Genomic DNA, 13,925 nt, shown 5'->3' with positions numbered 1-13,925 from the left:
CCCTGGAGGACGCCGTTTTTTCATTTTCTGCAGCGCCTTTCGATTGTTCAATGTTCCAGGAGTTGTCATGCCCGCGTTCAGCCCCATCCCCTCCAAACCCTGCCCGGCCTTGGCACCAGACTCTGCCAACCCCGAGGCAAACCGCCACGCAGCAAGCCCACCCGCTGGCCCGGCACCGGCCGCCGCCGCCCCAGACAGCGGGCGCCGCAGCGCCCTGCGCCACGGCGCGGCGCTCGCCGGCGCCGCCCTGCTGGCCACTGCCGGCACCGGCCTGATGCCCGGCCTGCGCCCGAGCGCCCATGCGCAAGGCGCGGCGCGGCCCGAACTCGAGGAGGTGCGCATCGGCTTCATCCCGCTCACCGACAGCGCCTCGGTGATCATGGCCTCGGTGCTGGAGCTGGATCGCAAGTACGGCGTGCGCATCGTCCTGTCCAAGGAAGCCAGCTGGGCCGGTCTGCGCGACAAGCTGCTCAATGGCGAACTGCACATGGCGCACGCGCTCTACGGCCTGATCTACGGGCTGCAACTGGGCCTGGGCGGGCCGCGCACCGACATGGCCGTGCTGATGACGCTCAACCGCAACGGCCAAGGCATCACCCTGAGCCGCCAACTGGCCGAGCGCGGCGCGGTCGACCTGGCCACGCTGACGCAACTGATGGCACGCGAGCGCCGCGACTACACCTTCGCCCAGACCTTCCCCACCGGCACCCACGCCATGTGGCTGTACTACTGGCTGGCCAGCGCCGGCGTCAACGCGCTGCGCGACACCAAGGTCATCACGGTGCCGCCGCCGCAGATGGTGGCCAATATGCGCGTCGGCAACATGGACGGGTTCTGCGTCGGCGAACCCTGGAACCACCGCGCCATCGCAGACCGCATCGGCATCACCGCCGCCAACTCCCAGGATGTGTGGCCCGACCACCCCGAGAAGGTGCTGGGCGCGCGCGCCGACTTCGTGCGCCGCCACCCCCACACCGCACGCGCCGTGATGATGGCCGTGCTCGAAGCCAGCCGCTGGATCGACGCCAACCTGCAAAACAGGCTGCGCATGGCCGAGACCATCGCCGCCCGCCCCTTTGTCAACACCAGCGTCGATGTGATCCGCGATCGCATTCTGGGGCGCTACCAGAACGGCCTTGGGCGCACTTGGGACGACCCCAGGCACATGAAGTTCTTTGACGGCGGCGCGGTCAACTTCCCGTTCCTGTCCGACGGCATGTGGTTCCTGACCCAGTTCAAGCGCTGGGGTCTGCTGCGCGAGCACCCCAACTACCTGCAAGTGGCGCAGCAGATCAACCAGATCGAGCTCTACCGCCAGGCCGCCACGCAACTCCACATCAGCGTGCCACGCGAGCCGCTGCGCAGCAGCACCCTGATGGATGGCGTGGTCTGGAACGGCCGCGACCCGGCGCGCTACGCCGACAGCTTCAGCGTCAAAGCCTAAGGAGCCGCCACCATGGTCAGCGCCGTCTTTCATCCCCCCAAACCGCTGGAGGGCAAACACCCTGCCAGCGCCCCGGCTGCACATGCCCACACGACCACCGCCCCGGCCGCCAATCTGGCGCCCAGCCCCCTGGGGCGGCGCTGGGATGTCAGCGCATGGCCGTCCCAGGTTTTGCCGCCGCTGTTGGGTTTGCTGCTGCTCATCGGCCTGTGGCATTTGGCCGCCAGCAGCGGCGAAGGCCAGTTCCCGACCCCAGGCGCCACCTGGAGTGCGGCGCTGGAGCTGTTTTCCGACCCCTTCTTCGTCAACGGCCCCAGCGACGTCGGCATCGGCTGGCAGGTGCTCAGCTCGCTCGAGCGCGTCGGGCTGGGCTTTGGTCTGGCGGCCCTGGTGGGCATTCCGCTGGGTTTTCTGATCGGGCGCTCGGTCTTTGCCGGGCGCATGGGCGCGCCGTTGATCAGCCTGTTCAAGCCGGTGTCGCCGCTGGCCTGGTTGCCGATCGGGCTGCTGGTGTTCCAGGGCACCGAAGCGGCGGCGATCTGGACCATCTTCATCTGCTCGATCTGGCCCATGATCATCAACACCGCCGTCGGCGTGCAGCGCGTGCCGCAAGACTACCTGAACGTGGCGCGCGTGCTCAACCTGAGCGAGTGGACCATCCTGACCCAGATCCTGCTGCCCGCCGTGCTGCCCTACGTGCTCACCGGCGTGCGCCTGGCCGTGGGCACCGCCTGGCTGGTGATCGTTGCGGCCGAAATGCTGACCGGCGGCGTCGGCATCGGCTTTTGGATCTGGGACGAGTGGAACAACCTCAACATCACGCACATCATCGTGGCGATTTTCGTCATCGGCCTGGTCGGCCTGTTGCTGGAGTGGGCCCTGGTGAGCCTCGCCCGCGCCTTTACTTTCGAGGAAGTCAAATCGTGAACGACTGCTCCTACATCCTGATCGAAGGCGTGGCGCAGCGCTTCAAGACCCAGCGCGGCGAGTTCGAGGCCCTGCGCCAGATCGACCTGCGCATCGCCAAGGGCGAGTTCGTGACCCTGATCGGGCACTCGGGTTGTGGCAAATCGACCTTGCTCAACCTGATCGCCGGCCTGAGTTCGCCGAGCTCGGGGATGCTGCTGTGCGCCGGGCGCGAGATCGCCGGCCCGGGGCCCGAGCGCGCCGTGGTGTTTCAGAACCACTCCCTGCTGCCTTGGCTCACCTGTTTTGAAAACGTGCACCTGGGCGTCAAGCGCGTCTTTGGCGCCGGATCGCGCAGCGCCGGGGCCAAGTCGGAGAGCAAAGCCGAACTGGCGGCGCGCACCCACGCGGCGCTGGAACTGGTGGGCCTGAGCCACGCGGCGCAACGGCGCCCGGGGGAAATCAGCGGCGGCATGAAACAGCGCGTCGGCATCGCGCGCGCGCTGGCCATGGAGCCCAAGGTGCTGCTGCTCGATGAGCCCTTCGGCGCGCTCGACGCCCTCACCCGCGCCAAGCTGCAAGACGAACTGCTCGAAATCGTGGCCCGCACCCACAGCACGGTGGTGATGGTGACGCACGACGTGGATGAGGCGGTGCTGCTCTCGGACCGCATCGTGATGCTCACCAACGGCCCCTCGGCCACCATCGGTGCGGTGCTGCCGGTGCCCTTGGCGCGCCCGCGCCAGCGCGTGGCACTGGCGGACCACCCCACCTACCTGCAATGCCGCAAACAAGTGCTCGATTTTCTGTACACCCGCCAGACGCACATGCATAAAGAGGCCGCATGATGGAAACCACCGCCCCCCACGGCGCCGCGCCAACCACTCCCACCCCCACGCCAGCTCCGCGCCCCAAACTGGTGCTGGTGGGCAACGGCATGGCCGGCGTGCGCACGCTCGAAGAGCTGCTCAAGCTCGCCCCCGATCTGTACGACATCACCGTCTTTGGCGCCGAGCCGCACCCCAACTACAACCGCATCCTGCTCTCGCCGGTGCTGGCCGGCGAGCAGGAACCCGAGCAGATCGTGCTCAACGACTGGGATTGGTACCGCCAGCACGGCATCACCCTGCACGCGGGCTGGACCGTCAGCGCGGTGAACCGCACCCGGCGCCTGGTGCACGCCAGCGGGCCCGGCGGGGCCACGCAAACTGTCGCCTACGACCGCTTGATCCTGGCCACTGGCTCCAACGCCTTCATCCTGCCCATCCCCGGCGCGCAACTGCCCGGCGTGCAAGGCTACCGCGACATCGCCGACACCGAGGCCATGATCGCTGCCGCAGCGCAGCACCGGCAGGCGGTGGTGATCGGCGGTGGCCTGCTGGGCCTCGAAGCCGCCAACGGCCTGATGAAGCGCGGCATGGAGGTGACCGTGGTGCATGCGGCCCCCTGGTTGATGGAGCGCCAGCTCGACCAACGCGCCGCCGAATTGCTGCAGCGCTCGCTGCAGGCGCGCGGTCTGAAGTTTCTGCTCGGCGCCCAGACCGAGGCGCTGCTGCCCGGTGCCGATGGGCGCGTGGCCGCCGTGCGCTTCAAGGCCGGCAGCGCCCCCGAGCCAGAAATCCCGGCCCAGCTGGTGGTCATGGCGGTGGGCATCCGCCCCAACACCGCCTTGGCTGAACGCATGCGGCTGCACGTGCAGCGCGGCATCGTGGTCTCGGACACGCTGCAGACCGTGACCGACCCGCGCATCTACGCCGTGGGCGAGTGCGCCGCGCACCGTGGCGTCGCCTACGGTCTGGTGGCCCCACTGTTTGAGCAGGGCAAGGTGCTGGCCAACCACCTGGCAGAGTACGGCATCGCCCGCTACAGCGGCAGCGCGACCTCGACCAAGCTCAAGGTCACGGGGATCGATCTGTTCAGCGCCGGCAATTTCATGGGCGGCCCCGGCACCGAAGAAATCTTGCTCAGCGACCCGACCGCCCCCAACGGCGGCGTGTACAAGAAGCTGGTGTTGCAAGACGACAGACTGGTCGGCGCCTGCCTCTACGGCGACACGGCCGATGGCAGCTGGTATTTCAAGCTGCTGCGCGAAGGCCGCTCGATTGCCGACATCCGCGACCGACTGGTGTTTGGCGAGAGCAACCTGGGCGATGCCGGCCACCAGGGGCACCAGAAGGCCGCCCAAATGGCCGACAGCGACGAGGTCTGCGGCTGCAACGGCGTCACCAAAGGGGCAATCTGCAAAGCCATCAAGCGCCAGGGCCTGTTCACCCTGGAGGAGGTGCGCAAACACACCAAGGCCAGCGCCAGTTGCGGCAGCTGCACCGGCCTGGTGGAGCAGATCCTGATGTTCAGCGCCGGCGGCGACTACTCGGCCGCACCGCAGAAAAAAGCCCTGTGCGGCTGCACCGAGCACAGCCACCAGGAGGTGCGCGATGCCATCCGCGAGCGCAAGCTGCTGAACATCGCCGCCGTGTACCAGGCCCTCGATTGGCGCACCCCGAGCGGTTGCGCCACTTGCCGGCCGGCCCTCAACTACTACCTCATCAGCACCTGGCCCAAAGAAGCCCGCGACGACCCGCAGAGCCGTTTCATCAACGAGCGCAGCCACGCCAACATCCAGAAAGACGGCACCTACAGCGTGGTGCCGCGCATGTGGGGTGGTGAGACCAGCGCCGCCGAACTGCGCCGCATCGCCGACGTGGTGGACAAGTACCAGATTCCCACCGTCAAGGTCACGGGCGGCCAGCGCATCGACCTGTTGGGCGTCAAAAAAGAAGACTTGGTGCAGGTCTGGAAAGAGATCGGCATGCCCAGCGGACACGCCTACGCCAAGGCGCTGCGCACGGTCAAGACCTGCGTCGGTTCCGAGTGGTGCCGCATGGGCACGCAGGACAGCACCCAGATGGGCAAGGATCTGGAACGCGCCTTTTTTGGCATGTACGCACCGCACAAGGTCAAATTTGCGGTCAGCGGTTGCCCGCGCAACTGCGCCGAGGCCGGCATCAAGGACGTGGGCATCATTGGCGTGGAGAGCGGCTGGGAGATGTTCATCGCCGGCAACGGCGGCATCAAGACCGAGGTGGGGCATTTTTTTTGCAAGCTCAAAAGCGCCGCCGAAGTGATGGAATACACCGGCGCCTTCATGCAGCTCTACCGGCTGGAAGGCTGGTATCTGGAGCGCACGGTGCATTTTGTGAACCGGGTGGGGCTGGACTACGTGAAGCAGCGCATCCTCGACGACCCCGCTGGGCGCCTGGCGCTGTGGCAACAGCTGCAGGCGGCGCTCGCGGGCGAGCCCGATCCGTGGTTCGATCTCGAGCGGGCGCAGGTCGATGTGCGCCAGTTTCAGCCCCTGGAAACCGCCGCGCTGCCGGGCTGATGCGCCACCACCACAGGGCTGCGGCCTGCATTGCCACACACCTTCTCAGGAGACACCATGACCCGCTGGATTCCCGTCTGCAGCGTTGATGACATCCCGGCCCTGGGTTCGCGCCGCGTGGCGCGCGCCCGCGGCCTCGACGTGGCCGTGTTCAAGGCCGCCGACCAGCAAATTTTTGCCCTGCTCGACCGCTGCCCACACAAGGGCGGGCCCCTGAGCCAGGGCATCGTGTTTGGGCACAGCGTCGCCTGCCCGCTGCACAATTGGAGCATCGCCCTCGACAGCGGCGAGGCCGCCGCGCCCGACCAGGGTCAAACGCCGCGCTTCGCCCTCAAAGTCGAGCACGGGCAGGTGTTCCTGGACGCCCACGAGCTCGACACCCTGGCGACCGAGGCCACGCGGCCACTGGCTGGCCCGGCCCGGCGCACCTGCCCTGGCGTGACCAGCGGCAGCTGCCCGGCGCCCGCCGTGGGCGCCCGATAAGGCGCACCCCCATGGCCACCACCCGTTCCACCTGCCCATACTGCGGCGTGGGCTGTGGCGTGCTGATCGAGCACCAGGGCGGCCACATCACCGGCGTGCGCGGCGACCCCGAGCATCCGGCCAATTTCGGCCGTCTGTGCAGCAAAGGCTCGACCCTGCACCTGAGCGCCCGCCCCGAGCTGGCGCAAGTCACACGGCTGCTGCATCCGCAGTGGCGCAGCGCACGCGGCCAGCCGCCCCAGGCCATGGCCTGGAAACCGGCGCTCGATCTGGCGGCCAACCGCATCGCCAGCACCGTGCGCCAGCACGGCCCCGACGCCGTGGGCGTCTATGTGAGCGGCCAACTGCTGACCGAGGACTACTACGTCTTCAACAAGCTCGTCAAAGGCGTGCTGGGCAGCAACCAGATCGACTCCAACTCCCGCCTGTGCATGAGCAGCGCCGTGGTCGGCTACAAGCGCACCCTGGGGGCCGACGCGCCGCCGCCCTGCTACGAAGATTTGGGGCTGGCACAAACGCTGTTCATCGTCGGCAGCAACACCGCCTGGGCGCACCCAGTGCTGTTTCGCCGCATTGAAGACGCACGCGCAGCGCGGCCGGATATGCGCTTGATCGTCGCCGACCCGCGCCGCACCGACACCGCCGCCTGCGCCGACCTGCATCTGGCGCTGCAACCCGGCACCGATGTGGCGCTGCTGCACGGCCTGCTGCACATCATGCTGCAGGAAGGCTGGGTCGATCGGGCCTACATCGCCGCCCACACCAACGGTTTTGCGGCCCTGGAGGCGATCGTGCGCGCACACACCCCCGCCCACACGGCGCGCCTGTGTGGCCTGCAACAGGCCGACCTGGTCACCGCCGCGCGCTGGCTTGCCGGCCTCGACGCTCCGGCCCCGGCGGGCACCCCGGCGGCCAGTGCCCCAGCCTTCAGCGGCCGCGATGGCCGCCGCCGCCGTCCCACCCTGAGCCTGTACTGCCAGGGCCTGAACCAGAGCAGCAACGGCAGCGCCAACAACGCCGCCCTGATCCACCTGCATCTGGCCACCGGGCAGATCGGCCAGGCCGGTGCCGGTCCCTTTAGCCTGACCGGCCAGCCCAACGCCATGGGCGGGCGCGAAGTGGGCGCCATGGCCAACTTGCTCAGCGCCCACCGCGATCTGTCCAACCCCGCGCACCGGGCCGAAGTGGCGCAGCTCTGGGGCCTGAGCAGCGTGCCCGAGCAAGCCGGGCGCAGCGCCGTCGAGATGTTCCAGGCCGCCGCCGAGGGCGCGGTCAAGGTGCTGTGGATCGTCTGCACCAATCCGGCCCAAAGCCTGCCCGACCAGCGCATGGTGCGCCGCGCGCTGGAGCGGGCCGAGTTCGTGATCGTGCAGGAGGCCTTTGCCCACACCGCCACCACCGCCTACGCCGACCTGCTGCTGCCCGCCGCCACCTGGGGCGAAAAAGAGGGCACCGTAAGCAACAGCGAGCGCTGCATCAGCCGTGTGCGCCGCGCCGTGCCCGCGCCGCACCACCCCGACCATGCGCAAGACGGCCCGCGGCCCGATTGGGTGATCGCGCGCGACCTCGCACAGCGCCTGGAAGCCCTGCTGCACCCGCAGCCCGAGGCGCAGCGGCGCATCCACTTCGACTACCCCACGCCCGAAGCGGTGTGGAACGAACACCGCCAGAGCACCTGCGGCCGCGACCTGGACATCAGCGGCCTGAGCTACGCCCTGCTCGAGCGCGCCGGCCCACAGCAGTGGCCGCTGCCCAAGGGGCTAAACCGTGGACGCAAGCGCCTGTATGCCGACGGCCGCTTCCCGACCGCCGACGGCAAGGCGTGCTTTGCGGCCCTCGCCTACCGCCCGCCCCACGAAACCTGCGACGCCAGCTACCCGCTGGCCCTGAACACGGGCCGGCTGCGCGACCAGTGGCACGGGATGAGCCGCACCGGCTTGCTCGGACGCCTGTTTGGCCATGCCCCGGAACCGGTGCTGCAGATGCACCCTCAAGACATGGCACGCAGCCACTTGGCCGACGGTGCGCTGGTGAGCGTGCAGAGCGCACGCGGACGCATCGTGCTGCCGCTGCAGGCCTGCGCCGATCTGGGGCCGGGGCAGGTCTTTTTGCCCATGCACTGGGGCTCGGATTGCCTGGGCGGGCGCACGCCGACCGGCCAGCCGCTGCTGGGCGTCAATGCCCTGAGCACCCCAGCCTATTGTCCGGCCTCCAAACAACCGGAACTCAAGCACGCCGCGGTGCGCGTAGAACCGATCGACCTGCCTTGGACTCTGCTGGCCCTGGCCTGGCTGCCAGAATACGAGGCCGCCCAAACCCGGGCCTGGCTGTCCAAGCAACTGCACCAGTTCGACTTCGCCACCTGCGTGCCCTTTGGTCGCCACGAGGAGCAGGGGCGCACGGGCGTGCTGCTGCGCGCCGCCAGCCGGCAAGCCCCAGCCGCCGCGCTGCTCGAAGCCGTGGCCGCGCGCCTGGGGCTGAACACCCCTGACACCCTGTGCTACCGCGACCCCCAGCGCGCCCAGGTGCGGGCGCTGCGCCTGCTGCGCCCCAGCCCCTCTGACCCCCAGCGGCTCGACGCCCTGCTGCTCGGTGGCGACGTGCGCTCGGCCGCCTGGCTCAAGACGCTGCTGCTGGACGAAAGCCCCGTGCCGGTAGGCGGACAGCTGCTGCTGCGGCCCAGCGCAGCCGCGCCCTCGGCCTCGGCTTCAATGCAGGCCAGCCCCAGCCCCCAGGTCTGCGCCTGCCTCGATGTCAGCGAGCAGGCCATCACCCTGCACCTGGCCAGCAGCCCGGGCAACGCCAGCCAGCGGCTGGCACACCTGCAACGCACGCTCCACTGCGGCACCCAGTGCGGCGCTTGCATACCGCAGCTCAAACGCTTGCTGCAGGCCGTGGCCGCGCCCGCCATGGGGCCCGAAACGCCCATCGCTCCATAGCGCTCAGCGATTGCCATGCTGGCACAATCGCAGCGATGAGCATCAAAGACCATCTGAAAAAAATCGGGCGCGGCAGAGACGGTGCGCGCGCGCTCGACCGCGGGCAGGCCGCCGACCTGTTTGGGCAGGTGCTGGACGGCACCGTGAGCGATCTCGAGATCGGCGCCTTCTGCCTGGCGATGCGCTTCAAGGGCGAGACCGCCGAAGAATTGGCGGGCTTCCTCGACGCGCTGCATGAGCGGCTGCAGCGCTGGCCCGCCCCCGCCCACAGCCCGTTTCCGACCGTGGTGCTGCCCAGCTACAACGGCGCGCGCAAGCTGCCGGCGCTGACCCCGTTGCTGGCTGGTTTGCTGGCGCGCGCCGGGCTGGCGGTGCTGTGGCACGGCTGCGCCACCGAAGACGCCCGCGCCCACCCCGAGGCGCTGCTGCCGGCGCTCGAGGCGGCGGGCTTGCTCAGCCCCGATCTGCAACCCGGCCGGGTCTGCTGGGTGCCCACGCAGCGCCTGCACCCGGGCCTGCAGCGCCTGCTCGACGTGCGCCGCACCGTGGGCTTGCGCAACAGCGCCCACAGCCTGGTCAAGCTCATGAACCCGGTCGCCGGGCCGGCCTTGCTGCTGAGCAGCTACACCCACAGCGAATACCTGCACAGCATGAGCGCCACGCTGGCGCTGACCGGCACCCACGCCCTGCTGTTGCGCGGCACCGAGGGCGAGCCCGTGGCCGACGCACGGCGTTGCCCGGCAATGGACGCCTTCGTCGCCGGGCAACGCTGGCGCATCCACGAAGCCCAGGGCGGCCCCCTGATGCCCGTGCCCGGCCTGCCCACGCCCGACGCCGAAGCCACCCGGCGCTGGATAGAGGCCGCGCTGGCTGGCGCGCACGCCATCCCCGACCCGATCGGGCAGCAGGTGCGCCACACCCTGGAGCTGGCGCACCTGATCGCCGCCGGCCCGCCCTACACCCCACCCCAGCCGCACAGCCCATGAGCGGCTTGCCATGCCCCCGCGCCGGCTAGTGTGGTGTTGCGCGCTTGAGGGGGCTCGGGCTCAATCCCCCTTGAGCCCCTTGGGCAGCGGAAACTTGAGGGTTTCGGGTGCGCCGTCGAGGCTGCGCACCGACACCGCGCCCAGCGCCTTGAGGCGCTGCAGCACGCCTTGCACCAGCAGTTCCGGCGCCGAGGCCCCGGCGGTCACGCCCACACGCGCCGTGTGGGCAAACCAGTGGTCGCGCAGTTCGGAGGCGTCTTCGACCATGTAGGCGGGCACCCCCAGGCGCTGCGCCAGCTCGCGCAGCCGGTTGGTGTTGGAGCTGCTTGGACTGCCCACCACCACCACCGCATCGACCAAGGGACTCAGCAGCTTGACCGCGTCCTGGCGGTTTTGCGTGGCGTAGCAGATGTCTTGCTGCTTGGGCTCGCGCAGCGCTGGAAAGCGGGCGCGCACGGCGGCGGCGATCTCGGCTGCGTCATCGACGCTGAGCGTGGTCTGCGTCACCAGCGCCAGCCGTTCGCTCTGGCGCGGCTGCACCCGCGCCACGTCGGCCAGGTCTTCGACCAGGTGGATGCCGGCGTCGAGCTGGCCCATGGTGCCCTCGACCTCTGGGTGCCCTTTGTGGCCGATCATGATGAACTCGTAGCCCTCCTGGTGCAGCTTGGCCACTTCCACATGCACCTTGCTCACCAGCGGGCAGGTGGCGTCGAAGACGCGAAAACCGCGCTGTTCGGCCTCGCGCTGCACCGCCCGGCTGACACCGTGGGCACTGAACACCAGCGTGGCCCCAGCGGGCACCTCGGCCAGGTCTTCAATGAAAATGGCGCCGCGCGCCCTGAGGTCGTTGACCACATGGGTGTTGTGCACGATCTCGTGGCGCACGTAGATCGGACGGCCAAATTTGGCCAATGCGCGTTCGACGATTTCGATCGCCCGGTCCACCCCGGCGCAAAAGCCGCGCGGTTCGGCCAGCAGCACCTCGTGCACAGGCGTGGGCGGCGGCATCACAGCACCCCGATCAGCTGCACTTCAAAGCGCACCGGCTGGCCAGCCAGCGGGTGGTTGAAGTCGATCTGCAGCGCGCCGTCCTCCCCCCCCCCGCCCGCGGCGGGGGGCCCCCCCCCGGGGGGGGGGGAAAGACCCCCCCCCCCCCCCCCCCCCCCCCCCCCCCCCCCCCCCCCCCCCCCCCCCCCCCCCCCCCCCCCCCCCCCCCCCCGGGCCCCCCCCACCCGCCCGGGGCGGCCCGCCCCCCCCCCCCCCCCCCCCCCCCCCCCCCCCCCCCCCCCCCCGCCCCGCCCCCCCCCCCCCCCCCCGGGGGGGGGGGGGGGGGCCGGGGGGGTCGTCGCCCCCCCCCCCCCCCCCCCCGCGGGGGGGGGGGGGGGGAAAGGAGGGGGGGCCCGCGGGGGTTCGGGGGGGGGCCGCGCGGCGCCAAAGGGGGGCGAAAAAAAAGGAAAACACCCTTTAAAAAAAAGCCCCCCCCCCCCCCCCCCCCCCCCCCCCCCCCCGCCCCCCCCCCCCCCCGCCCCCCCCCGCAAAACCCCCCCCCGCGCCCCCCCCCCCCCCCGCGCCCCCGCCCTCGCGCCCTCCTCCCCCCCCCCCCACCGCGCAAAAACGGGGCACTCGCGCGGGAACTGGGGCCCCCCTCGGTGGCGGGGCCGGGCTGCTCCCCCCCGCCCCGCCGGCGCTCCCCCCCATCAGGGCCGGGGCCGCCCAAACCCCCCGAGCTGCTGGCGGTGGTCGAGCTGGCGCGGCGCGCGCTGGCCCAGGGTTTGAGCGCGCGGCCCTTGTTCGATACCCCCCAAGCGGTGGCGCAGTACCTCCAACTCCCCCTGGGCCACAAGCGGCACGAGGTGTTTGCGCTGCTGTACCTGGACAGCCAGCACCGGTTGCTGGCCTTCGAGGAGCTGTTTCGCGGCACCCTGACGCAGACCAGCGTCTATCCGCGCGAAGTGGTGCTGCGCGCCCTGCACCACCACGCTGCGGCCGTGGTGCTGGCCCACAACCACCCCAGCGGGGTGAGCGAGCCCTCACGCGCCGACCAGAGCCTGACCGCCACGCTCAAAGCGGCGCTGGCGTTGGTGGACGTGCGGGTGCTGGATCACTTCATCGTCACCGCCGACAGCTGCCGCTCGATGGCCGAAATGGGGCTGGTCTAGCCCCTCGGCCATCAGCCCGACTCAATCCTGCGGCACGGCCTCGGTGAGCGCCGCATGCGCCTGCGGGGTGCGGATCAGGTAATCGAAGGCGCTCAGGGCCGCTTTGGCGCCCTCGCCGGCGGCGATCACGATCTGCTTGTAGGGCACCGTGGTGCAGTCGCCGGCTGCAAACACCCCCGGCAGGCTGGTGTGGCCCTTGGCGTCGATGGCGATCTCGCCAAAGCGGTTGAGCTCCAGCGTCCCCTTGAGCCATTCGGTGTTGGGCACCAGGCCGATCTGCACGAAAATCCCATCCAGCGCCAGCTCGTGCGGCGTGCCGCTGCGGCGGTCGGTGTAGCGCAGGCCCACCACGCGCGCGCCATCGCCCAGCACCTCGGTGGTCTGGGCTTGCGTGATCACGCTCACGTTGGGCAGGCTGCGCAGCTTGGCTTGCAGCACGGCGTCGGCACGCAGCTCGTCGGCAAACTCGAGCAGCGTCACATGCTGCACGATGCCGGCGAGGTCGATCGCCGCTTCCACGCCCGAGTTGCCGCCGCCGATCACCGCCGTGCGCTTGCCCCTGAACAGCGGGCCGTCGCAGTGCGGGCAGTAGGCCACGCCGCGGTTTTTGTACTCGGCCTCGCCGGGCACGTTCATGTTGCGCCAGCGCGCCCCGGTGGAGAGCACCACGCTGCGCGCCTTGAGCACCGCGCCGCTGGCCAGCTCCACGCCGATCAAGCCGCCGGGCTGCGCCGCCGGCAGCAGGCGCACGGCGCGTTGCAGGTTCATCAGCTGCACCTCGTAGTGGCGCGCATGCGCTTCCAGCTCGGCGGCCAGCTTCGGGCCTTCGGTGTGCAGGTGCCCGGGGTAGTTCTCGATGCCCAGCGTGTCGTTGAGCTGGCCGCCCATGCGCTCTGCCAGCAAGCCGGTGCGGATGCCTTTGCGTGCCGCATACACCGCCGCCGCCGTGCCCGCCGGGCCACCGCCGATGTTGAGCAGGTCGAACGGCTCGAGGGCGTCGAGTTGCTGCGCTTGCCTGACCAAGGCGCCGGCGTCGAGCTTGGCCAGCACCTCTTCGGCGCTCATGCGGCCCGAGCCAAACACCGCACCGTTCAAATAGACCGAAGGCACCGCCAGCACGTCGCGCTCATCGACCTCTTGCTGGAACAGCGCGCCGTCGATCACCACCGTCTGCACGCGTGGGTTGAGCAGCGCCATCAGGCTGAGCGCCTGCACCACGTCGGGGCAGTTGTGGCAGCTCAGCGACATATAGACTTCAAAACGGTAGTCGCCCGGCAAGGCCTTGATCTGCTCGATCAGGCTCGCCTCGACTTTGGGCGGATGACCCCCCGCCCACAGCAGCGCCAGCACCAGCGAGGTGAACTCGTGGCCCAGCGGCACGGCGGCAAAACGCAACCCGCCCGGCCCGCCCTGCCCTTGCACGCTGAAGGACGGCACACGCGCGTCCTGCCCGTCGGTGCGCAGCCGGATTTTGTCCGACAGCGCCGCCAGGGTTTCGAGCAACTCGCGCATCTCTTGCGCGGCGCGGGAGTCGTCGAGCGCAGCCACCAGATCAACCGGCTGCCGCAGGCGCTCCAGATGGGCCTGGAGCTGGGCTTTGAGGGCGGCGTCGAGCATGTGCAATCC

General features: G+C 70.0%; 9 protein-coding genes and 2 pseudogenes. 8 read left to right on the top strand and 3 right to left on the bottom strand.

What is annotated here, in order from left to right; translation table 11 throughout:
* Positions 1–67: 67 nt before the first annotated feature.
* The 7 genes from AAAZ40_RS06170 to ybiB are packed head-to-tail and all read left to right on the top strand — an operon-like array spanning position 68 to position 10,140.
* Positions 68–1,444, top strand: a complete 1,377-nt coding sequence (locus tag AAAZ40_RS06170) for a CmpA/NrtA family ABC transporter substrate-binding protein (RefSeq protein WP_476659545.1) — start codon at positions 68–70, stop codon at positions 1,442–1,444.
* A 12-nt stretch (positions 1,445–1,456) separates the two neighbouring features.
* Positions 1,457–2,371, top strand: coding sequence for a nitrate ABC transporter permease (gene ntrB, locus AAAZ40_RS06165; RefSeq protein ID WP_476659544.1), 915 nt, complete (start codon positions 1,457–1,459; stop codon positions 2,369–2,371).
* Positions 2,368–3,198 carry an ABC transporter ATP-binding protein gene (locus AAAZ40_RS06160; protein WP_476659543.1) on the top strand — a complete coding sequence of 277 codons (831 nt, stop codon included), beginning with the start codon at positions 2,368–2,370 and terminating at the stop codon, positions 3,196–3,198. Before ntrB ends, AAAZ40_RS06160 begins: the two co-directional genes overlap by 4 nt.
* Positions 3,198–5,732 (top strand): nitrite reductase large subunit NirB, encoded by a 2,535-nt coding sequence (gene nirB / locus AAAZ40_RS06155; RefSeq protein WP_476661701.1) that lies wholly within the window; start codon positions 3,198–3,200, stop codon positions 5,730–5,732. The genes AAAZ40_RS06160 and nirB overlap by 1 nt, the downstream gene beginning before the upstream one ends.
* A gap of 57 nt (positions 5,733–5,789) precedes the next feature.
* The gene (gene nirD, locus AAAZ40_RS06150; RefSeq protein ID WP_476659542.1) at positions 5,790–6,215 is read left to right on the top strand and encodes a nitrite reductase small subunit NirD; all 426 of its coding nucleotides are present in this window, start codon (positions 5,790–5,792) and stop codon (positions 6,213–6,215) included.
* Positions 6,216–6,226: 11 nt separating this feature from the next.
* Complete coding sequence (locus AAAZ40_RS06145) at positions 6,227–9,154, top strand: nitrate reductase (RefSeq protein WP_476659541.1); 2,928 nt, start codon at positions 6,227–6,229, stop codon at positions 9,152–9,154.
* A gap of 35 nt (positions 9,155–9,189) precedes the next feature.
* Positions 9,190–10,140, top strand: a complete 951-nt coding sequence (gene ybiB / locus AAAZ40_RS06140) for a DNA-binding protein YbiB (RefSeq protein WP_476659540.1) — start codon at positions 9,190–9,192, stop codon at positions 10,138–10,140.
* Positions 10,141–10,200: 60 nt separating this feature from the next.
* Here the strand turns inward: ybiB and ispH are convergent, their stop codons facing one another.
* Together ispH and AAAZ40_RS06130 are read right to left on the bottom strand one after the other, a co-directional pair.
* Positions 10,201–11,148 carry a 4-hydroxy-3-methylbut-2-enyl diphosphate reductase gene (gene ispH, locus AAAZ40_RS06135; RefSeq protein ID WP_476659539.1) on the bottom strand — a complete coding sequence of 316 codons (948 nt, stop codon included), beginning with the start codon at positions 11,146–11,148 and terminating at the stop codon, positions 10,201–10,203.
* A pseudogene (locus tag AAAZ40_RS06130) lies at positions 11,148–11,237 on the bottom strand (FKBP-type peptidyl-prolyl cis-trans isomerase); the annotation flags it as partial. The pseudogene AAAZ40_RS06130 and the gene ispH, both read right to left, overlap by 1 nt.
* Positions 11,238–11,782: 545 nt before the next feature.
* On the opposite strand from AAAZ40_RS06130, the pseudogene radC reads away from it, so the two are divergent.
* Positions 11,783–12,299, top strand: a pseudogene (gene radC / locus AAAZ40_RS06125) (RadC family protein); the annotation flags it as partial.
* 21 nt (positions 12,300–12,320) lie between these two features.
* Here radC and ahpF read toward each other — a convergent pair.
* Positions 12,321–13,916: an alkyl hydroperoxide reductase subunit F gene (ahpF, locus tag AAAZ40_RS06120; RefSeq protein ID WP_476661649.1), complete on the bottom strand. Its 1,596-nt coding sequence runs from the start codon at positions 13,914–13,916 to the stop codon at positions 12,321–12,323.
* Positions 13,917–13,925 lie beyond the last annotated feature (9 nt).

The sequence above is a fragment of the Serpentinimonas sp. SMBJO2 genome, assembly GCF_056341105.1.
Note: the sequence above shows the minus strand (reverse complement) of the source record. Positions and strands in the feature narration are given on the sequence as shown.

Bases quoted from the DNA above. Each gene is read 5' to 3' on its own strand.
- ahpF (WP_476661649.1), bottom strand. From the start codon at position 13,916: ATGCTCGACGCCGCCCTCAAAGCCCAGCTCCAGGCCCATCTGGAGCGC.
- nirB (WP_476661701.1), top strand. From the start codon at position 3,198: ATGGAAACCACCGCCCCCCACGGCGCCGCGCCAACCACTCCCACCCCC.
- ispH (WP_476659539.1), bottom strand. From the start codon at position 11,148: ATGCCGCCGCCCACGCCTGTGCACGAGGTGCTGCTGGCCGAACCGCGC.
- AAAZ40_RS06170 (WP_476659545.1), top strand. From the start codon at position 68: ATGCCCGCGTTCAGCCCCATCCCCTCCAAACCCTGCCCGGCCTTGGCA.
- ntrB (WP_476659544.1), top strand. From the start codon at position 1,457: ATGGTCAGCGCCGTCTTTCATCCCCCCAAACCGCTGGAGGGCAAACAC.
- nirD (WP_476659542.1), top strand. From the start codon at position 5,790: ATGACCCGCTGGATTCCCGTCTGCAGCGTTGATGACATCCCGGCCCTG.
- AAAZ40_RS06145 (WP_476659541.1), top strand. From the start codon at position 6,227: ATGGCCACCACCCGTTCCACCTGCCCATACTGCGGCGTGGGCTGTGGC.
- ybiB (WP_476659540.1), top strand. From the start codon at position 9,190: ATGAGCATCAAAGACCATCTGAAAAAAATCGGGCGCGGCAGAGACGGT.